The organism is Pseudomonas sp. Q1-7, assembly GCF_028010285.1.
In the GTDB taxonomy this organism is placed as follows: Bacteria; Pseudomonadota; Gammaproteobacteria; order Pseudomonadales; family Pseudomonadaceae; genus Metapseudomonas.
Genome location: NZ_CP116304.1, coordinates 4498877 through 4518745, shown reverse-complemented (window position 1 = coordinate 4518745; position 19869 = coordinate 4498877). Strand labels below are relative to the sequence as shown.

The following is a 19869-nucleotide window of genomic DNA, read 5'->3' as shown; positions in this document are numbered from 1 at the left end:
TCGACTCAGACCAGCTCGGCCCACATGTCGTATTCGTCGGCATCGACTATGCGCACGCGCACCTTGTCGCCTGGCTTGACGTTGGTGGACTCGACGAACACGCTGCCGTCGATCTCCGGTGCGTCCGCCCAGGAGCGGGCCACGGCGCCTTCGTCGTCCACTTCATCGATCAGCACGTCCATTTCGCGGCCAATCTTCTTCTGCAGGCGGGCGGCGGAGATGGCCTGCTGGTGGGCCATGAAACGCTCCCAGCGGTCCTGCTTCACTGCGTCCGGCACCGGCTCCAGGCCCAGGTCATTGGCCGGGGCGCCGTCCACCGGCGAGTACTGGAAGCAGCCGACGCGGTCCAGCTGGGCTTCGCTCAGCCAGTCCAGCAGGTACTGGAAGTCTTCCTCGGTTTCGCCGGGGAAGCCGACGATGAACGTGGAGCGGATGGTCAGGTCCGGGCAGATCTCGCGCCATTTCTTGATGCGGGCGAGGGTCTTGTCCTCGAAGGCCGGGCGCTTCATGGACTTGAGCACTTTCGGGCTGGCGTGCTGGAAGGGGATGTCCAGGTAGGGCAGCAGCTTGCCCTCGGCCATCAGCGGGATCACATCGTCCACATTGGGGTAGGGGTAGACGTAGTGCAGGCGCACCCACACGCCCATGGCGGAGAGGGCTTCGCACAGCTCCAGCATGCGGGTCTTCACCGGCTGGCCGTTCCAGAAGTCCAGCTTGTATTTCAGGTCGACGCCGTAGGCGCTGGTGTCCTGGGAGATCACCAGCAGTTCCTTGACGCCAGCCTTGACCAGGCGCTCTGCCTCGGAAAGTACGTCGCCCACCGGCCGGCTGACCAGCTTGCCGCGCATGGAGGGGATGATGCAGAAGCTGCAGCTGTGGTTGCAGCCTTCGGAAATCTTCAGGTAGGCGTAGTGGCGCGGGGTCAGCTTGATGCCTTGCGGCGGCACCAGGTCGACGAAGGGGTCGTGGTCGGCCTTCGGCGGAATCACTTCATGCACGGCGCTGACCACCTGCTCGTACTGCTGCGGGCCGGTGACCGCCAGCACGCTCGGATGCACGTCGCGGATGCTGTCTTCGGAGACGCCCATGCAGCCGGTGACGATCACCTTGCCGTTCTCGGCGATGGCCTCGCCGATGGCGTCCAGGGATTCGGCCTTGGCGCTGTCGATGAAACCGCAGGTGTTGACCACCACTACATCGGCATCCTGGTAGGTCGGCACGATTTCGTAACCTTCCATGCGCAGTTGGGTGAGGATGCGTTCGGAATCGACCGTGGCCTTCGGGCAACCCAGGCTGACGAATCCGACTTTGGGAGTAGCGGTGGACATTGCGGCTAACCTCGATGGGCGCTCAGAAGGGCGCCTCTGATCAAAAAGTGCGCAATTCTAGCGGCAGGCGTCGACCATTTCCAGCCTCATCTGATTCCCGGCCGGGGAGTGCCGGGAATGCTGTTCAGCCGCGCCCCGGCAGCATTCGCTGCAGGGTGTTGTCGCGGCTCACGTAGTGGTGGAACAACGCCGCCAGCGCGTGCAGGCCGATCAGCCAGTAGCCGACGGTGCCGGCCAGTTCGTGGAGTTCCTTGATCTGTCCGACAAGCGCCTTGTCCGGGCCGATCAGCGCCGGCAGTTCCAGGCCGAAGAAGGGGATGGGCTTGCCGGCGGCGCTGAGGATCAGCCAGCCGGCCAGGGGCGCGCCGATCATCAGCGCGTAGAGCGCCAGGTGCATCAGCTTGGCCAGGGCGTTCTGCCAGCCGGCGGGTTCCGGTCGGACGGCCGGGGTGGGGGAGATGACGCGGCCGAGCAGGCGCAGCCAGACCAGGAAGAACACCGCCAGGCCCAGCATGAAGTGCCATTGCTTGAGCAGTTCGCGGGTTTCGCTGCCTTTGGGGAAGTTGCCCTTGAGTTCGATGCAGGCGTAGACGGCGGCGATCAGCACCAGCATCAGCCAGTGCAGGGCGATGGACAGCTTCCCATAGCGGGATGGCGCGTTCTTGAGGCTCATCAGGGTTCCTCTTGCTGGTTATGGCAAAAACGGTCAGGGAGGATAGCTCCTCTGGATTAAGCAAACCTGAACCGGGATCAATCCCGCTGGGAATGTTGTCGCCTCTCCATCGCTGCCAGCAGCTTCTCCGCCAATGCCGGGTAGTTCCCGTCGTAATGGTGCCCGCCGGGCAGTTCTAGGCTTTCGCCCACGGCGTCGGGCTGGGTGCAGCCGCTCTCCGCCGCTTCTTCCTGGCCGAACACGCAGAGCACCTTGGCTGCCGGCAGCTTCGCCAGTTCCGGGCCGGTGGCGGCTTCCTGGCCGGGCGTGCCGAGCCAGCCGCGTACTTCGATCTCGAAGCTGCCGCTGCGTGCCAGGGCCAGCAGCAGAATGGCGTCCACCTGGTCCTGGTCGGCCTTCGGCAGCCGGTTGTAGAACGCCGGCAGCACGTCGGCGCCGAAGGAGTAGCCGGCCAGCACGAAGCGCGTGGCGCCCCACTTTTCGCGGTAGGCCTGCATCAGATGGCTGAGGTCGGCGGCGCCCAGTTCCGGGCTCTTGCGTTGCCAGAAGTAGCGCAGTGCGTCGATGCCCACCACCGGATGGCCCCGTGTGGCCATTTCGTCGGCCACGGCGCGGTCCAGGTCGCGCCAGCCACCATCGCCGGAATAGAACAGGGTGACGGCTCCGATTGTGTTCACCGCCGGTACTTCCACCACCGGAAGCGGTTCGCCCTGGCCTTGCAGCAGGCCGTGCAGGCGTTGCTGCAGCAATTGCACCAGGCTGGTGGAGTAGTCGCCGATCAGGGTGTCGGCGTTGCCCTGGTTGCGCGCGAAGGCGGCGCTCGGATCGTCGGGGTTGTCGTTCCAGGCCGCCAGCCAATGACCATGGCGCGCCTGCTGCGGCAACGGCGCAGGGCAGTCCGGGACGTCCAGGCGGAAGTCGATGGACAGGGCCTGGGCGTTGTCGTCGTCCTGGCCGGCCAGCCAGCGCCAGGCAAATGCGGCGCCAGGCCCGATGCCGGCCACCAGGTTGGGCGCTCCGCCCAGGGCTTCAGTGGCCAGCGCCAGGCGCTGCTGTTGGGCCGCGCAGTCCTTCTCCGGCAGCTCCAGTTGCAGCAGGCGCGCGTTGCCGTCGCGAGCCAGGGCCAGCAACTCGGCGCCGGACAGGCGCTGGTCGCCGCTGGTCATCAGCAGCACACGCTGCCGCACGGCGCCAGCGGGATTGGCCAGGGTCATGGCGCTGCCGTCGGGCAGCCTGTGGTGCTCCAGTCCGAGCCGCGGCGCGGGGCGACTCCAGACCAGCAGGGCCGCCCCCACCAGGGCGATGATCAGGATCAGCAGCAGGCGTCGCCAGTTGCGTTTGAGCATGGGCACCTCAGCGTTTGACCAGTCCGGTGAAGCCGCCAGCGATCAGGGCGGCGGTGTCGGCCAGCGCCACCAAGGGATCGAGTCCGGCGGGCACGGCCATGTAGCGTGGCTCCCAGTCGGGCTGGAACTTCTCTTTGAAGCGGCGCAGGCCCTGGAAGTTATAGAACTGTTCACCACGGCGGAACACCAGGGCGCCGAGGCGCTGGGTCAACGGGGCGCCACGGCGCGGTTGCAGGCCCGCCAGCGGCACCATGCCCAGGCTGAAACGGGCATGGCCGCGTGCCTTGTAGTGCAGCAGCAGGCTGAGCATGAGGAACTCCATGGTCAGCTTCGGCGCCTGCGGATGAACCCGCATCAGGTCGATGCTGGACAGGCTGTCGCCATCGGTTTCCAACAGGTTGGCGAAGGCCACCGGCCGACCCTCGAACTCAATGGTGGCGATGCGGAAGCGGTTCAGGTAGGCCGCGTCGAAACGGCCAAGGGAAAAGCCTTTCTCGCGTGCCTGCTTGCCTTGCATCCAGGCGTCGGAAATGGCCTTGAGTTGCTCCAGGGGCGCGGTGCCGGCGTCGAATATCCGTAGGCTCAGGCCATCGCGCTGCCCACGGCTGAGGGTGTAGCGCAGGTCCTTCATGGCTTTGCTCTTGGCGTCGAGGTCGAAGCGCGCGAGGTCGACCCTGGCCTCCTCGCCCAGCTTCAGCGCGGACAGGCCGATATCCATGTAATAGGGCAGGTTTTCCGCGCGGACCTGGTAGAACACCGGTCGTGCGCGGTGAAAGTCGCAGAGGTCGCGGAACTGCCAGATCAGCTCGGCCCGGCGGGCGGGTGGGCCGATCGGGTCGAACAGCGCCACCAGGCTGCGGCCGCGGCGGGCGTACATGAGGAAGGCATCGCCCTGGGGATGGAAGAGCAGGGCCTTGTCGCCGGTCAGCACCAGGCCGCCATCGGGCTGGTCGGACTGGCGGATCACCTCGGCGGCGCGCTGCAGTTCTTCCGCCGTGGGCTCATGGATGGTCGGCGGCACTGGGCGCAGCAGCCAGGCCAGGGCCACGCCGGCGAGCAGCAGGCCGCTGGCCAGGGAGGCGCGCAGGGCACGTGGGGCGTCGCCGTCCACGGCGAACTGCCACCACAGCTCATGGCGGTAGGGCACGTCCTGGAAGGCGAAGAACATCACCCAGAGCGCGGCCAGCAGCACGCAGGCACTGGCCGCCAGGTTGAGCGGCGAGAAGGGTACTTCCAGCAGCCGGCTGGGGCGGTAGAAGGCCGAGCGGAAGATCGCCAGCAGCACCGCCGTCATGCTCAGCAGGCTGGCCTCTTCCCAATCGAAGCCTTTGAGCAGGGACAGGCCGGCGCCTGCCAGCAGGAGTACCACGGTCAGCGCCCAGGCCGCCGACAGGCGATGGCGCAGGCCGTGGGCCAGCAGCAGGCAAAGCACGCCCACCAGGCTGGCGGCCAGGTGCGAGGCATCGATCAGGCGGTGGGGAATGAGGAAGCTCAGGTGTTCCAGGCGCACGTCCACGGCCGGGGTGACGCCGGAGAACAGCAGCACCACGCCGGACAGGAAGACCAGCAACGACAGCACCGGCGCGGCCAGGCCGGAGGCGGCGCGCAGGGCCTGGCGTCCGGCGGGGGCCAGGCGCTGGGCCTCGTTGGCCAGCAGCAGCAGGCAGGCTAGCACCAGCGGCAGGCCGACGTAGATCAGGCGATAGAGCAGCAGTGCCGCCGCCAGCGGCGCCGCGCCCAGCTGTCCGGCGAAGGCCGCCAGCAGCACCGCCTCGAATACACCGACGCCGCCCGGCACATGGCTGAGCACGCCGGCGGCGAGGGCCAGCAGGTAGATCAGCAGGAAGGCGCCCAGCGGCGGTGCTTCTGGCAGCAGGACGTAGAGCACGCAGGCGGCGGCGCACACGTCTACCAGGGTGATCAGCAGTTGCAGCGCCGCCAGGCGCAGGCCGGGCAGGCGCACGCCCCGGTTGCCCAGCTTCAGTTCGATGCAGTCGGGCACCGGTGCGCTTTCGGTACGATTGCGGGCGATCCAGAAGAGGGCCAGGGCCATACCGGCCAGTACCCCCAGGGCCAGGAGCGTGACCAGGCCCTGGGGCAGGCGCAGGGCCTGGGCGGCGGCCTGCGGTGCGCTCAGCGCCGCCAGGGCGGCCAGCGGCGGCAGGGCCGAGCCCAGGGCCAGGCTGGCGAAGAGGGTGATGCGGGCGATATCGGCGGCACCCAGCTCGTCGCGGCCGTAAAGGCGGAAGCGCACCGAGCCGCCGGTGAGCATGGACAGGCCGACGGCGTTGCCCACGCCCGAGGCGCAGAAGCTGCCCAGTGCCATGCGTGGCAGGGGCAGGTGCACGCCGGCGAATCGGCAGCCGGACCATTCGTAGCCGACGTAGGCGATGAAACTGACGGCGGTGGCAGCCAGGGCCAGCAGCAGGCTGCTGCCGGGCACATCGTGGACCGCGGCGTGCAGGGCGTTGGGGTCCAGCTCCCGCAACAGATGCCAGCAGGCCAGTAGGCCGAGGATGAAGACCAGCAGGGTGAAGGCGACCACGACCCATTGCCGGTAGGCCGTGAGGCTGTCTAGCCAGCGGAGCGGGGCGGGTTCGTCGCAGGCTTGGCCGTTGGCCGGGGTTTCCACGTTATCCATTTGCGGAGGGTTGGCGCGCATCGAGCACCTCTGGGCAGTGTGCGCCACTGAGTGTGGGCGCCGCCGACAAGTTCCAAGTGTCAGGCGGATTTTTTCTTCGTGGGTAGCGTAGCCACCAGGTGACCACGGCGGAGCGTGGTGTGGCGGCAAGTCCTGGCGAGCCGAGGGCTAGGACGCGGTTGCCGGCCTTCAGTGCCAGACCGAGCCGCTTTCCCAATCGCGGAACTGCTCGGCCGGGATCGGTTGGCTGATCTTGTAGCCCTGGGCGATGTCGCAACCGTACTGGCCCAGCTGGTTGAGGGTCAGCTCGTCTTCCACGCCTTCAGCCACCACCGTCAGGTCGAGGTTGTGGGCCAGTTCGATGATCGAGCGGACGATCTTCGCCGAGCCGTCGTTGCTGGTCATGCGGGTGACGAAGGACTGGTCGATCTTCAGCGAGTCGACCGGCAGCTTCTGCAGGTAGGCGAGGGAGGAATAGCCCGTGCCGAAGTCGTCGATGGTCAGGTGGGCGTCCAGTTCCTTGAGCGCGGACAGGGTTTGCAGCGACGCTACCGGGTCTTCCATCAGGGCGCTTTCGGTCAGCTCGAACTCGATCCAGTGGGGCTTGGCGCCCCAGGTGGCGAAGGACCCCTGGATGCGCTCCAGCAAGCGTGGATCGCGCAGGTCGTGGGCCGAGAGGTTGACCGAAATCGGCCGTTCATCGCCTTCCTCGTGCCAGGCGTAGCCTTGGCCGAGGGCGGTATCCAGCACCCAGAGGGTCAGCGGGGTGATCAGCCCGGTGCTTTCGGCCAGGCGCACGAATTCGTCCGGCGGCAACATCCCGCGTTGTGGGTGGCGCCAGCGCACCAGGGCCTCGGTGCCGCAGACGCGGTTGCTGGCGATCTCCACCTTGGGTTGGTAGTAGAGCAGCAACTCGTTGCGGTCGATGGCCCGGCGCAGGTCGCCCATCAGGGTCAGGTGCTGCGCGCATTCCTGGTCGAGGCCGCCCTGGAACACCGCGAAGCCGGCATTGGAGCGCTTGGCCTGCTCCATGGCGCTGCCGGATCGGCGGATCAGCGCCTCGGGCGCCGTGCCATGGCCGGGGTAGAGGGCGATGCCGATGCTGGCGCGCGCTTCCAGATAGAGGCCGGACAGTTCCACCGGGTCGTACAACGCCATGAGGACCTGCTTGGCCAGTTGCGACGCCTGCTCGGCGCCAGCGTTGGGCATGAGCACGGCGAACTCGCATTCGCCCATGCGCGCTACGGTGCGATCTGCCCCCACCACCTGCTTCAGTCGCGAGGCGATCTCGATCTGCAGGCGGTCGCCTTCGCGGTAGCCAAGGGTTTCGTTGATTTCCTGGTTGCGGGCGATCTCCAGGTGCAGCAGGCCGAAGGGGCGGCGATCCTGGCGGGCATTGACGATGGCCGCATCCAGCAGTTCGCGCAGGCGCACGCGATTCGGCAGGCCGGTCAGGGTGTCTTCGTAGGCCATCCGGCGGATGGTCGCTTCAGCCTCGATGGCACGGGTGCGAATACGCAGGGTGGCAATGCCGAAGCCCAGGTCGTTGGCCATGGCCAGCAGCAATTCCACTTCCTGTTCATCGAAGGCGTCGGCATTGGCGGCCATGATCACCAGCAGGCCCACCAGCTTGTCCTCCGCCTGCAACGGCAGCACCAGGGCGGCAGCGAAGCCCAGCTCGCGGGCCTCCTCATGGAGTGCGGCGCTGGGGTCGTTGAGCAGGTCGCGCATCACCAGTGGATTGCCAGCCAGCAGGGTGGATTCGAGCTGGCTGTGGAAGCTGGCGTCGTGGCTGCCGGCGCCCCAGCCCTGGCAGATGCCGTTGGCGGCATGGCAGGCCATCACTTTGTAAGGGTGTGCCGGATCGTCCTGACGGTAGTCGACCCAGGCCTGACGGTAGCCGCATTCGTCCACCAGTACCCGGCAGATTTCCGCCAGCAGTGGCGTTTCCTGGGTGGCGTGGATGACCGCGTGGTTGACCGCCACGCGCGTGGCCAGGGCGCGATTGAGGGCTTCCACCTGGAGCTCGGCCTGTCGGCGGCGGGTTTTGCTGCGCAGGGCCTGCAGCCCGAAGGCCAGGTCGTCGGCGGCTTCGCTGAGCAGTTCCATCTCGCGTTCGCCGAAGGCATCCGGCTCCTTGGCGCAGATGGCCAGGGCGCCAAACACCTGGCCGTCCACTCGCAAGGGCAGGGACAGGACCGAGGCAATTCCGTGGGTGATGGCGTTTTCCCGCCAGGGGCTGACGGCCGGATCGGTGAGGATGTTGCGGCTGATGGTCGGTTCGCCGGTGCGGATCGCCGTGCCGGTGGGGCCGCGTCCGCGTTCGCGGTCCGCCCAGGTCATGTTCAGCGAGTTCACATATTCCTGGTCGAGGCCGACGTGGGCCAGGGGCGTCACGGATTGCGCCTCGTCGTGTTCGGCGCGGCCGACCCAGGCCATGCGGTAGCCGCCTTCCTCCACCACCACCCGGCAGATTTCCTTGAACAGGAAGCAGGGATCCTCGGCCCGCAGCAGAGCCCGATTGCAGCCGCTCAGCGTGCGCAGGGCACGGTTCAGGTACTCGACTTCCTCGCTGGAGGGGCAGTGAGAGGACATGACCAACCTCCACCTGGTGGATGGGTGCGCTTCAAGTATAGAGGCGGAGGCTCACGCGAACGGGGGGCTGACGAACAGCCTGGACGGACGGGCGGGGAGGCGGCGGAAAAGAAAAAGGCCACTCGTTTGAGTGGCCTTTTGCTCGAATCTGGTTGCGGGAGCTGGATTTGAACCAACGACCTTCGGGTTATGAGCCCGACGAGCTACCAGACTGCTCCATCCCGCGGCGGCCATTCTACGGATCGGCGGGAGGCTGTCAACCGATTTCTTCCAATTAAATCAAATGCTTATTTGGCGGCCAAACGAAAAACGCCACTCGTTTGAGTGGCCTTTTGCTTGAATCTGGTTGCGGGAGCTGGATTTGAACCAACGACCTTCGGGTTATGAGCCCGACGAGCTACCAGACTGCTCCATCCCGCGGCGGCCATTCTACAGATCGACAGGGGGCTGTCAAACGATATCTGAAAAAAATTCTTTCTCACTCAACTATTTAGCAACGCGAAACCCCATGGCAGAGCCGTCCGATGGGGAAAACACGGCGGGGGATGCGGGCCCTTGCTGGGTTATCATGAGGCCATTCCTGCGCCTGTCCTCCCTTTGCATCCGCTGCCATGCCGCAACGAAAGATCATTCACATTGACTGCGACTGTTTCTACGCCGCCATCGAGATGCGCGACGACCCCAGCCTGGCGGGCAAGCCGCTGGCGGTGGGCGGCTCGCCGGACAAGCGCGGGGTGGTCGCCACCTGCAACTACGATGCGCGCGCCTATGGCATTCGGTCGGCGATGCCGATGCGCACGGCGGTCAAGCTTTGTCCGGACCTGACCATCGTGCGGCCGCGGATGGATGTCTATAAGGAGGTGTCGCGGCAAATCCACCAGATTTTCCGCGACTTTACCGAGATCATCGAGCCGCTGTCCCTGGACGAGGCCTACCTGGATGTCTCCGACAGCCCGCACTTCGACGGCAGCGCCACCCGCATTGCCCAGGAAATCCGTCGACGGGTGGTTGCGGAACTGCGCATCACCGTGTCCGCCGGGGTGGCGCCGAACAAGTTCATCGCCAAGATCGCCAGTGACTGGCGCAAGCCGGATGGCCTGTTCGTGGTCACGCCGGATGAGGTGGACGCGTTTGTCGCCGCGCTGCCGGTGAGCAAGCTGCACGGTGTAGGCAAGGTCACCGCCGAGAAGCTGGCGCGTCTCGGCGTGAGCACCTGCGCCGATCTGAGGGAGTGGAACAAGCTGGCGTTGGCGCGGGAGTTCGGCAGCTTCGGCGAGCGGTTGTACAACCTTGCCCGTGGTGTGGATGAGCGCATCGTGCAGGTGGACAGCCGGCGGCAGTCCATCAGCGTGGAAAACACCTACGATCACGACCTGCCGGACCTGGATACCTGCCTGCGGCAACTGCCGGCGTTGCTGGATGAACTGCGCGGGCGCATGGCGCGGCTGGACAGCAGCTATAGGCCGGACAAACCCTTCGTGAAGCTGAAATTCCACGACTTCACCCAGACCACCCTGGAGCAGGCTGGCGCCCGTCGAGACCTGGACAGTTACCGGCAGTTGCTCAGCACGGCGTTCGCCCGGGGCGACAAGCCCGTGCGCTTGATCGGCGTGGGGGTGCGGTTGCTGGACCTGCGCGGCGTGGCCGAGCAGTTGAACCTCTTCTAGGGCAGGCCTGCTTTTATGTAGGAGCGAATTCATTCGCGAAGGGTCGCGCAGCGGCCCGTGGGTCCGTATCGCGAATAAATTCGCTCCTACAAGGGATGAGTCGGCTCAGCCTTCCACCGGCCACAGCCGGATCGGCTTGCCCTCGGCCGGCCACAGACGCAGTTGGTCGATGGGGGAAATGTCCCAGCGCTGCACCTTGCCCAGGGCGTCGAGGAAGCGCCGTTCCTGCTCCATCAGGGCCGGCGCGCACATTTTCTGGGTGCTGCCGGCGGCGCCGAAGCTGAGTTTGTCGCCTTCGAGGGTGTAGGGGGCGAACCAGTGGTTGCAGCCCGCATTGCCGTAGGCGCGGTTATCGTCGCCCAGGGTGATGGTCAAGTGGCTGCGGTCGATCAGTGGGCGCTCGCCGATCCATTCCACCTGGTAGGTGGTGCCGGTCTCGACGCGCGGGCCCTCGCTGGCACAACCGGCGAGGGCCGCGGCCAGGGCGGCCAGCAGCAGGGTGTTCTTGATCATGGGGCGTCCTCCTGACGGCAGTTCGGGCAGTAATGCTTACCGGCCTGGCTGCGCCACCCCAGCTCGGCGATGCGCGTTTCCGCGGCAGGCGCCTGGGCCTGCTTGCCGAGGCTGCCATCCACGGCGAACTCGAAGTCCAGGCGCTTGCCGCAGGCGTCGCAGTCCACTTGCCAGTTGTGAATCGAGAGTTCCTTGAAGACCGGCCCCTTGGCCACTGCCAACCACTGGCCGGGCGGGTTGATCAGGTGGCGAACCTTGTCCACGGTCAGGCGCATGCTGAGGTCGCGGCTGCCCTTGAGGGTGACCAGCAGGGTATCGCCACCCTGGATCGAACCGCCGGTGCCCGTGACCTGGTAGAGGCCCGGGGAGAGGGCACGGCATTCGTTCAGGGTGTGGGCGGGGTTGAGCAGGTTGTAGCGAAAATCGTGTTCGGCCATGGGTCCTCCAACTGAGGCGCGCATCCTACCACGGGCTAGGTGTCCACCTGATGGCACGGCCGCCCGGCGGCCCACGCGGCGATATTGTCGAGGGTGGTACGGGCAATGGCGGCCAGGGCCTCGCGGGTGAGGAACGCCTGGTGGGCGGTGACGATCACGTTGGGGAAGGTCAGCAGCCGGGCCAGCACGTCGTCCTGCAGAGGCAGGTCGGAGCGGTCCTCGAAGAACAGGTTGGCCTCTTCTTCGTAGACATCCAGGCCAAGGTAGCCGAGTTGGCCGGCTTTCAGCGTATCGATCAGGGCCGGGGTATCCACCAGGGCGCCACGCCCGGTGTTGATCAGCATGGCGCCGGGCTTCATCTGCTCCAGGGTCTGGGCGTTGACCAGGTGCCGGGTGGCGTCGTTGAGCGGGCAGTGCAGGCTGATGATGTCACTGTCCGCGAGCAGTTCCGGCAATTCGACGTAGACCGCTCCGAGTGCTTCGACACTGGCATTGCGTTGCGGGTCGAAGGCGAGCAGGCCGCAGCCGAAGCCCGCCATGATGCGGGCGAAGGCCGCGCCGATCTGGCCGGTGCCGATCACGCCCACGGTCTTGCCCACCAGATCGAAGCCAGTCAGTCCATGGAGGGTGAAGTCGCCCTCGCGGGTGCGGTTGTAGGCACGGTGCAGCCGGCGGTTGAGGGCCAGGATCAGCGCCACCGCGTGTTCGGCCACGGCATGGGGCGAGTAGGCTGGCACCCGCACGACGGTCAGGCCGAGGCGCTTGGCGGCGGCCAGGTCGACGTGGTTGTAGCCGGCCGAGCGCAATGCGATCAGGCGTGTTCCGCCGCTGGCCAGGCGCTCCAGCACCGGGGCGGAGAGGTCGTCATTGATGAAGGCGCAGACCACGTCGAAGCCGTTGGCCAGGGCCGTGGTGTCGAGCGTCAGCCTGGCCTGCTGGAAATGCAGTTCGAAGGTCGGGCTGGCGCCGAGGAAGCTTTCGCGGTCATGGGCCTGGCTGCTGAACAGAATGGTGCGCATGGGTTCTCCTTGGTTGTTCAGCAGCATAGCTGGCGTCTGGCCAGCGCACCTTGCCCTGGGTCAGGCCTCCGTCCGTGCCGTGTCGGCCAGGCGTGCGATGGCCGCATCCAGCTCGTCCAGCGCCTGCTGGGCATCCGGATCGTTCTGCTTGAGCAGGGTTTCGCTGCGCTGGCAGGCGGCGCGCAACTGCGGGACACCGCAGTATCGGGTGGCGCCGTGAAGGCGGTGGAGACGCTCCAGCAGGCTGGTGCGATCGCCGCTACGGGCGGCCTGCCGAATGGCTTCGCGGTCGGCATCCAGCGACGCCAGCAGCATGGACAGCATGTCGGCGGCGAGGTCGGCCTTGCCGGCCGCCAGGCGCAGGCCTTCTTCCGGGTCCAGCACCTCCAGGCCGTTGTCGTCCAGGCCTTCGCGGCCGCTGGCCTGGCGCGGGATTGGCTGGCCACCGAGGCTGAGCCCGGTCCATTTGAGCACCACCTGGGTCAGTTGGCGCTCGCCGATGGGCTTGGTCAGGTAGTCGTCCATGCCGCCCTGGAGCAGGGCGCGCTTCTCGTTGGCCAGGGCGTGGGCGGTGAGGGCGACGATGGGCACCGGGTCGATGCGCTGCTCGCTTTCCCAGCGGCGGATCGCCTCGGTGGCCCGGGGGCCGTCCATCCCGGGCATCTGCACGTCCATCAGCACCAGGTCGAAGCGTTCGCGCTGCACCGCTGCGATGGCGTCTAACCCGCTGTCGACGGCGCGCACCTCCGCGCCCATGTCGCTCAGCAGGGTCTGCACCAGCAGCAGGTTGGCCGGATTGTCGTCGACGCACAGCAGGCGGGGCGCGCGGCTGTTGCTCGGCGGCGGCAGTTCGAGGCGCGGCGGACGCGGGTTGACCAGGCCGTTGAGGGCCTGCTGCAGCTTGAGGGTACAGGCCGGCTTGGCCTGCAACTGGCTGTGGCCCTCGGGCAGGGCGCGGTGGTAGAGCGCCTGTTCGGTGGTGGAACAGAGCACCAGGCTTTTGCAGCCGAGTTGCTCCAGGTCCCAGACCCGCTGGCTGAGCTGCTCTGGCGAGAGCGACTGGACGTCCGCGCCGATCACCGCCAGGCCGATGGGGCGGTCGCTCAGGCGGCGCGCGGCGACGTCGTCCACCAGGGCGGCGATGCTGAGGAAATCAAGCACCTTCAGGCCGCAGTCTTCCAGTTGATGGTGCAGGGCCTGGCGGGTGAGCTCCTGGGGTTCGAGCACGGCCACGTGGCGCCCGTTCAGGAGGGGCGGGACGCCATCTTCAATCTCGTCCAGGGATTTGGGCAGGCTGAGGGTGATCCAGAATTCCGAGCCCACGCCGGGCGTGCTGCTGACGCCGATGTCGCCGCCCATCTGTTCGATCAGGCGTTTGGAGATCACCAGGCCGAGCCCGGTGCCGCCGGTCTGGCGGGAGAGGGAGTTGTCGGCCTGGGTGAAGGCCTGGAACAGCGCGCGAAGGTCCGCGTCGGTCAGGCCGATGCCGGTGTCCTGCACGCTGATGCGCAGCTGCGCCAGCTCGTCGTCGCTGTCGTCTTCGAGCATGGCGCGCACGGCGATGGTGCCTTCGCGGGTGAACTTGATGGCATTGCTCACCAGGTTGGTCAGCACCTGCTTGAGGCGCATCGGGTCGCCCATCAGCTGCAGCGGGGTGTCGCGGTAGATCAGGCTGACCAGCTCCAGGCGCTTCTCGTGGGCGGCCGGGGCGAGGATGGTGAGGGTGTCCTGGATCAGGTCGCGGAGGTTGAAAGGGAGGTTCTCCAGCACCAGCTTGCCGGCTTCGATCTTCGAGAAGTCGAGCACCTCGTTGATGATGCCCAGCAGGTTGTCGGCGGATTTCTCGATGGTTGCCAAGTAGTCCTGCTGGCGCGCGGTGAGGTCGCTCTTCTTCAGCAGGTTGGTGAAGCCGAGGATGCCGTTGAGCGGGGTGCGAATCTCGTGGCTCATGTTAGCGAGGAACTCGGACTTGATGCGGCTGGCCTCCAGAGCCTCCTTGCGCGCCAGGTCCAGCTCGATGTTCTGGATCTCGATGGTCTCGAGGTTCTGGCGCACGTCCTCGGTGGCCTGGTCGATATTGTGCTGCAGCTCTTCCTGGGCGGTCTGCAGCGCCTCGGCCATGCGGTTGATGCCCGAGGCCAGTTCGTCCAGTTCATGACTGCCCAGCGGCGGCAGACGGGTTTCCAGGCGGCCTTCCTTGAGCAGCGCCACCCCCTGCTTGATGCGCCGCAGCGGGTCGTTGATGGCGCGGCTCATGCGCAGGGCCAGCAGGGCGGTGACGCCCAGGCCGGTGGTGATCAGCAGCAGGCTGGCGAGCAGGCTGCGGTAGCCGCGTAGCAGGGTGCCCTGGTGGGACATTTCCAGTTCCACCCAGCCCAGCAGGTTGTCGTTGGGCAGCGGCGTTTGGTCGCCGGACAGCTCCCGATGGCGTTCGAACACCGGCTGCAGGAAGCGCGTGGCGTCGGTATTGCTCTTCAGAGCGAGGTTATCGCCGCCTTCGGGGCTTTCGTTGAGCATGCGCGGCCCGGCATGGGCGAGGCGCTTGTGGTCGGCGCCGATGAAACTCACCGAGCGTACGTCCGCCTGGTCCAGGGCGTGGTCGGCGATGCGCTCCAGCAGCACCGCATCGCCACGAATCAGGGCAGGGGCGGCCAGCGGCGCCAGGTGTTCGGCGATCATCTGGCCGCGTTGCAGCATCTGGGTCTGCATATCGGCCTGCTGTACCCAGGTGAAATAGCCGCCCAGTACCAATGCCAGCAGGCTGGTGGGCAGCAGCGTCAGCATGAGCACGCGGCCCTTGATACCCAGATCCTTGTACACGCCCGTTCTCCCCGTGGCTTTTCGCGCAGTGTAGCGACTCAGCGGATGGGAATCTCCCGACAGATTCGACCGGTCCGGCGTCCCGTCTTCGACCTGGCATCCGGCGTCGATCCCGGCGGGGCGTTTCCGACACATCCTTATAGCCGCACGCCATAAGCCGAAACGCTTGTGCGATATGGCGCCGGCCGGTTTGCCGCTATCATATGCACCCCTTGCGTCCGGATTGCGAACCCCGCCATGAGCCCGCAGTACCCCACAATCGCCGATTGCATCGGCCATACCCCGCTGGTGCGTTTGCAGCGCCTGGCCGGCGACACCAGCAACACCCTCCTGGTCAAGCTCGAAGGCAACAACCCCGCCGGCTCGGTCAAGGATCGCCCGGCCCTGTCGATGATCACCCGCGCCGAACTGCGCGGTGACATCAAGCCCGGTGACACCCTGATCGAGGCCACCTCCGGCAACACCGGCATCGCCCTGGCCATGGCCGCCGCCATCAAGGGCTACAAGATGATGCTGATCATGCCCGACAACATGAGCGCCGAACGCAAGGCCGCCATGACCGCCTACGGCGCCGAGCTGATTCTGGTGAGCCGCGAGGAAGGCATGGAAGGCGCTCGCGACCTGGCCGAAAGTCTGCAGCGCGGTGGTCGCGGCAAGGTGCTGGACCAGTTCGCCAACGGCGACAACCCGGAAGCCCATTACGTCGGCACCGGCCCCGAGATCTGGCAGCAGACCCAGGGCAGCATCACCCACTTCATCAGTTCCATGGGCACCACCGGCACCATCATGGGCGTGTCGCGCTTTCTCAAGGAGCAGAACCCGGATATCCAGATCGTCGGCCTGCAACCCCAGGAAGGTTCGGCCATTCCCGGTATCCGCCGCTGGCCGCAGGAATACCTGCCGAAGATCTACCAGGCCGAGCGTGTCGATCGCGTGGTCGACATGGCCCAGAGCGAAGCGGAAGACACCATGCGCCGTCTGGCCCGCGAGGAAGGCATCTTCTGCGGCGTGTCCTCCGGTGGCGCGGTGGCGGCCATGCTGCGTCTGTCCCGCGAGGTGGAGAACGCGGTGATGGTGGCGATCATCTGCGACCGTGGCGATCGATACCTCTCTACCGGTATTTACGAAGACCCCAATGTCCCGGCGTAACTCCGGCCTGCGCTTCCAGCCCAGCGGTGGGGCGCGGACCCCGCAGGTCCCGGTGGGCAAGAAGCAGCGGCTCGCCATCGAGCGGCTGGCCCATGACGGGCGCGGCATCGCCTTCCACGACGGGCGCACCTGGTTCGTCGCTGGCGCCCTGCCCGAGGAAGAGGTGGAAGCCCGTGTGCTTGCCGCCCGCAGCCAGGTGGTGGAAGCCCGTACCGAACGTGTGCTGAACGCCAGTCCGTTGCGCCTGGAGCCGCCATGCCCCCACGCCGGCCAGTGCGGCGGCTGTACGCTGCAGCACTTGCCCCACGCCGAGCAGCTCGCCCTCAAACAGCGCACCCTGGCCGAGCAACTGGCGCGTTTCGCCGACCTGCAACCGGATGAGTGGGCGGCCCCACTTGTGGGGACCGAATTCGGTTACCGGCGCCGTGCGCGCATCGCCGTGCGCTGGGACGCGAAGGTCCGTCGTCTGGAAGTCGGATTCCGCGCGGCTTCCAGCCAGGTGATCGTCGGGATCGCCGAGTGCCAGGTACTGGTACAACCTTTGCAGCCGCTGATGCGCGCCTTGCCCGATTTGTTGCGCAGCCTGGATAAGCAACAGGCATTGGGGCATGTGGAGCTTTTCCATGGCACGGCTTCGGCCGTTCTGCTGCGTCATACCCAGCCGCTGGGCGACAGCGACCTGCAACGCTTGCGTGAGTTCTGCGCGGCGCACCAGGCGCAACTCTGGCTGCATGGCGACGGCGAGCCCCATCCGGATCAGGCCGACGCGCGCCTGGGCTATCGCCTGGAACGCTGGAACCTGACCCTGGAATACCGGCCCGGCGATTTCGTCCAGGTGAATGCGGCGGTCAACGAGGCGATGGTGGCCCAGGCGCTAGACTGGATGAACCCGCAGCCGGGCGACCGGGTGCTGGATCTGTTTTGCGGGCTCGGCAATTTCGCCCTGCCGCTGGCGCGCCAGGTGCGCGAAGTGGCGGCGGTTGAAGGCGTCGAGTCCATGGTGGAGCGGGCGCGCGGCAATGCCGCCGCCAACGGTCTGGAGAATCTGCACTTCTTCCAGGCCGACCTGTCGAACCCGCTGGCCGACGCGCCCTGGGCCCGGCAGGGGTTCGATGCCGTGCTGCTCGATCCGCCGCGTGACGGCGCCTTCGAAGCCGTTCGGCAGATCGCCGCCACCGGTGCGCGAAGAGTGGTCTATGTATCCTGCAACCCGGCGACCCTGGCGCGTGACAGCGCCGAACTGGTCCGGCAGGGATACCAGCTGAAGAAGGCCGGGATTCTCGACATGTTTCCTCAGACGGCCCATGTCGAGGCCATGGCGTTATTCGAGGTGGGCTAGGAAGCCCGCGTAATCCGACCGGCACGACAGAGGCTGGCGACAATTCGACGTGAGGGGTTCACGTCGTAGGGAAGGTAGGCAAGATGGTACAGGTGAGAGCGCAACAGCCGGTCAATACGGACGGCAGCATCAACCTCGAGGCATGGCTGGACCATGTCATCAGCCTCGACCCGGTGCTTGACCGCGCGGTACTCATGGACGCGTGCGAGTTCGCCCGCGACGCCGAGCAGCAGGCCATCGCCGCACAGAACAGCTGGGCGGAAGGTAACTCCAGTTTCCAGACCGGTCTGGAGATCGCCGAGATACTCGCCGACCTGAAGCTGGATCAGGAGTCCCTGGTGGCCGCCGTGATCTACCGCGGCGTGCGCGAAGGCAAGATCCAGTTGCAGGCCGTGCAACAGCGCTTCGGCCCGGTGGTGGCCAAGCTGATCGAAGGCGTGCTGCGCATGGCCGCCATCAGCGCCAGCCTCAATCCACGTCAGTCGATGGTCCTGGGCGCCCAGGCGCAGGTGGAGAACCTGCGCAAGATGCTGGTGGCCATGGTCGATGACGTGCGCGTGGCGCTGATCAAGCTGGCCGAACGTACCTGCGCCATCCGCGAAGTGAAGAACGCCGACGAGGAAAAGCGCCACCGCGTCGCCCGCGAGGTGTTCGACATCTACGCGCCGCTGGCCCACCGCCTGGGCATCGGCCATATCAAGTGGGAGCTGGAGGATCTGTCCTTCCGCTACCTGGAGCCGGATCAGTACAAGCAGATCGCCAAGCTGCTGCATGAGCGTCGCCTCGACCGCGAGCAGTACATCGCCGACGTGATGAAGCAACTGCGCGAGGAACTGGCCGCCACCGGCATCAAGGCCGACATCAGCGGTCGCGCCAAGCACATCTACTCGATCTGGCGGAAGATGCAGCGCAAGGGCCTGCAGTTCAGCCAGATCTATGACGTGCGCGCCGTCCGCGTGCTGGTGCCGGAGGTGCGTGACTGCTACACCGCCCTCGGCATCGTGCACACGCTCTGGCGGCACATCCCCAAGGAATTCGACGACTACATCGCCAACCCCAAGGAAAACGGCTACCGCTCCCTGCACACCGCGGTGATCGGCCCGGACGGCAAGGTACTGGAGGTGCAGATTCGCACCCACGCCATGCACGAGGAAGCCGAACTCGGGGTCTGCGCCCACTGGCGCTACAAGGGCACGGACGTCAAGTCGAGCTCCGACCACTACGAAGAGAAGATCGCCTGGCTGCGCCAGGTGCTCGAATGGCACGAGGAACTCGGCGATATCGGCGGCCTGGCCGAGCAACTGCGAGTGGATATCGAGCCCGACCGGGTCTACGTCTTCACCCCCGATGGTCACGCCATCGACCTGCCCAAGGGTGCCACGCCGCTGGACTTCGCTTACCGCGTGCACACCGAGATCGGCCACAACTGCCGGGGCGCCAAGGTCAATGGGCGCATCGTGCCGCTGAACTACGGCCTGCAGACCGGCGAGCAGGTCGAGATCATCACCGGCAAGCAGGGCGCGCCCAGTCGTGACTGGCTCAACCCCAATCTGGGCTACATCACCACCTCCCGGGCACGGGCCAAGATCGTCCACTGGTTCAAGTTGCAGGCCCGCGACCAGAACGTCGCCGCCGGCAAGGCCATGCTCGAGCGCGAGCTGTCGCGCCTGGCGCTGCCGCCGGTGGACTTCGAGAAGCTGGCCGAGAAATGCAACCTGCGCACGGCCGAAGACATGCACGCGGCCCTGGGGGCCGGCGACCTGCGCCTGGCCCATGTGGTCAACGCTGCCCAGGCGCTGGTGGAGCCCGAACGCGGCCAGAGCGAGCAGTTGGAGCTGATCCCGCGCAAAGCCTCCACCTACAAGCCGGGCAAGCGCGGCGACGTGCAGATCGAGGGTGTGGGCAACCTGCTCACGCAGATGGCCGGCTGCTGCCAGCCGCTGCCGGGCGACCCGATCGTGGGTTACATCACCCTCGGTCGTGGCGTCAGCATTCACCGCCAGGATTGCCCCTCGGCGCTGCAGCTGGCTGGCCGCGAACCCGAGCGGATGATCCAGGTGAGCTGGGGCCCGGTGCCGGTGCAGACCTACCCGGTGGACATCATCATCCGCGCCTACGACCGCTCCGGCCTGCTGCGCGACGTCTCCCAGGTGCTGCTCAACGAGCGCATCAACGTGTTGGCGGTCAACACCCGCTCCAACAAAGAAGACAACACCGCCGCAATGATGCTGACCATCGAGATTCCCGGGCTGGATGCGCTGGGCCGGCTGCTGGCGAGAATTTCGCAATTGCCCAACATCATCGAAGCGCGCCGTAATCGGGCCGCGTAGGTGGGCGCCGAG

13 protein-coding genes and 2 tRNA genes are annotated in these 19869 nt (G+C 66.6%); 4 read left to right on the top strand and 11 right to left on the bottom strand.

The features are described 5' to 3' along the window. Positions 1–5: 5 nt before the first annotated feature. The 7 genes from rimO to PJW05_RS20925 all read right to left on the bottom strand — a co-directional run bounded on the left by rimO (position 6) and on the right by PJW05_RS20925 (position 9003). A complete protein-coding gene (gene rimO, locus PJW05_RS20955; RefSeq protein WP_271408873.1) occupies positions 6–1328 on the bottom strand; it encodes a 30S ribosomal protein S12 methylthiotransferase RimO in 1323 nt (440 codons plus the stop codon). A gap of 124 nt (positions 1329–1452) precedes the next feature. Continuing rightward, positions 1453–2001 carry a cytochrome b gene (locus PJW05_RS20950; protein WP_271408872.1) on the bottom strand — a complete coding sequence of 183 codons (549 nt, stop codon included), beginning with the start codon at positions 1999–2001 and terminating at the stop codon, positions 1453–1455. Between the two features lie 77 nt (positions 2002–2078). Beyond that, a complete protein-coding gene (locus PJW05_RS20945) occupies positions 2079–3347 on the bottom strand; it encodes a virulence factor family protein (RefSeq protein ID WP_271408871.1) in 1269 nt (422 codons plus the stop codon). A 7-nt stretch (positions 3348–3354) separates the two neighbouring features. Next, the gene (gene mprF / locus PJW05_RS20940) at positions 3355–6009 is read right to left on the bottom strand and encodes a bifunctional lysylphosphatidylglycerol flippase/synthetase MprF (RefSeq protein ID WP_442969184.1); all 2655 of its coding nucleotides are present in this window, start codon (positions 6007–6009) and stop codon (positions 3355–3357) included. 168 nt (positions 6010–6177) lie between these two features. Further along, positions 6178–8583, bottom strand: a complete 2406-nt coding sequence (locus PJW05_RS20935) for a bifunctional diguanylate cyclase/phosphodiesterase (protein ID WP_271408870.1) — start codon at positions 8581–8583, stop codon at positions 6178–6180. A 149-nt stretch (positions 8584–8732) separates the two neighbouring features. Continuing rightward, positions 8733–8809: transfer RNA gene (locus PJW05_RS20930), tRNA-Met, on the bottom strand. 117 nt (positions 8810–8926) lie between these two features. Further along, positions 8927–9003 (bottom strand) — tRNA-Met (locus PJW05_RS20925). Between the two features lie 191 nt (positions 9004–9194). Here PJW05_RS20925 and dinB point away from each other — a divergent pair. Further along, positions 9195–10250: a DNA polymerase IV gene (gene dinB, locus PJW05_RS20920; RefSeq protein ID WP_271408869.1), complete on the top strand. Its 1056-nt coding sequence runs from the start codon at positions 9195–9197 to the stop codon at positions 10248–10250. A 105-nt stretch (positions 10251–10355) separates the two neighbouring features. Here the strand turns inward: dinB and PJW05_RS20915 are convergent, their stop codons facing one another. From PJW05_RS20915 to PJW05_RS20900, 4 genes are read right to left on the bottom strand one after another with little or no spacing between them, the layout of a single operon-like run. Next, positions 10356–10760, bottom strand: a complete 405-nt coding sequence (locus PJW05_RS20915; RefSeq protein WP_271412279.1) for an META domain-containing protein — start codon at positions 10758–10760, stop codon at positions 10356–10358. Next, positions 10760–11200 (bottom strand): hypothetical protein, encoded by a 441-nt coding sequence (locus PJW05_RS20910; RefSeq protein WP_271408868.1) that lies wholly within the window; start codon positions 11198–11200, stop codon positions 10760–10762. The genes PJW05_RS20915 and PJW05_RS20910 overlap by 1 nt, the downstream gene beginning before the upstream one ends. Before the next feature lie 35 nt (positions 11201–11235). Next, entirely contained in the window at positions 11236–12219 is a 984-nt protein-coding gene (locus tag PJW05_RS20905) for a 2-hydroxyacid dehydrogenase (protein WP_271408867.1), read from the bottom strand. Between the two features lie 60 nt (positions 12220–12279). Then, positions 12280–15039, bottom strand: coding sequence for an ATP-binding protein (locus PJW05_RS20900; RefSeq protein WP_271408866.1), 2760 nt, complete (start codon positions 15037–15039; stop codon positions 12280–12282). A gap of 237 nt (positions 15040–15276) precedes the next feature. On the opposite strand from PJW05_RS20900, the gene cysM reads away from it, so the two are divergent. The 3 genes from cysM to relA all read left to right on the top strand — a co-directional run bounded on the left by cysM (position 15277) and on the right by relA (position 19857). Next, positions 15277–16188 (top strand): cysteine synthase CysM, encoded by a 912-nt coding sequence (cysM, locus tag PJW05_RS20895; protein WP_271408865.1) that lies wholly within the window; start codon positions 15277–15279, stop codon positions 16186–16188. Next, positions 16175–17527, top strand: a complete 1353-nt coding sequence (gene rlmD, locus PJW05_RS20890; RefSeq protein WP_271408864.1) for a 23S rRNA (uracil(1939)-C(5))-methyltransferase RlmD — start codon at positions 16175–16177, stop codon at positions 17525–17527. Before cysM ends, rlmD begins: the two co-directional genes overlap by 14 nt. An 83-nt stretch (positions 17528–17610) precedes the next feature. Then, positions 17611–19857: a GTP diphosphokinase gene (relA, locus tag PJW05_RS20885; RefSeq protein ID WP_271408863.1), complete on the top strand. Its 2247-nt coding sequence runs from the start codon at positions 17611–17613 to the stop codon at positions 19855–19857. Positions 19858–19869 lie beyond the last annotated feature (12 nt).

Excerpts from the sequence above, each read along its gene's own strand:
- cysM (WP_271408865.1), top strand. The coding sequence starts at position 15,277 with ATGAGCCCGCAGTACCCCACAATCGCCGATTGCATCGGCCATACCCCG.
- dinB (WP_271408869.1), top strand. The coding sequence starts at position 9,195 with ATGCCGCAACGAAAGATCATTCACATTGACTGCGACTGTTTCTACGCC.
- rlmD (WP_271408864.1), top strand. The coding sequence starts at position 16,175 with ATGTCCCGGCGTAACTCCGGCCTGCGCTTCCAGCCCAGCGGTGGGGCG.
- rimO (WP_271408873.1), bottom strand. The coding sequence starts at position 1,328 with ATGTCCACCGCTACTCCCAAAGTCGGATTCGTCAGCCTGGGTTGCCCG.
- PJW05_RS20910 (WP_271408868.1), bottom strand. The coding sequence starts at position 11,200 with ATGGCCGAACACGATTTTCGCTACAACCTGCTCAACCCCGCCCACACC.
- mprF (WP_442969184.1), bottom strand. The coding sequence starts at position 6,009 with ATGCGCGCCAACCCTCCGCAAATGGATAACGTGGAAACCCCGGCCAAC.
- PJW05_RS20945 (WP_271408871.1), bottom strand. The coding sequence starts at position 3,347 with ATGCTCAAACGCAACTGGCGACGCCTGCTGCTGATCCTGATCATCGCC.
- PJW05_RS20950 (WP_271408872.1), bottom strand. The coding sequence starts at position 2,001 with ATGAGCCTCAAGAACGCGCCATCCCGCTATGGGAAGCTGTCCATCGCC.
- PJW05_RS20935 (WP_271408870.1), bottom strand. The coding sequence starts at position 8,583 with ATGTCCTCTCACTGCCCCTCCAGCGAGGAAGTCGAGTACCTGAACCGT.
- relA (WP_271408863.1), top strand. The coding sequence starts at position 17,611 with ATGGTACAGGTGAGAGCGCAACAGCCGGTCAATACGGACGGCAGCATC.
- PJW05_RS20905 (WP_271408867.1), bottom strand. The coding sequence starts at position 12,219 with ATGCGCACCATTCTGTTCAGCAGCCAGGCCCATGACCGCGAAAGCTTC.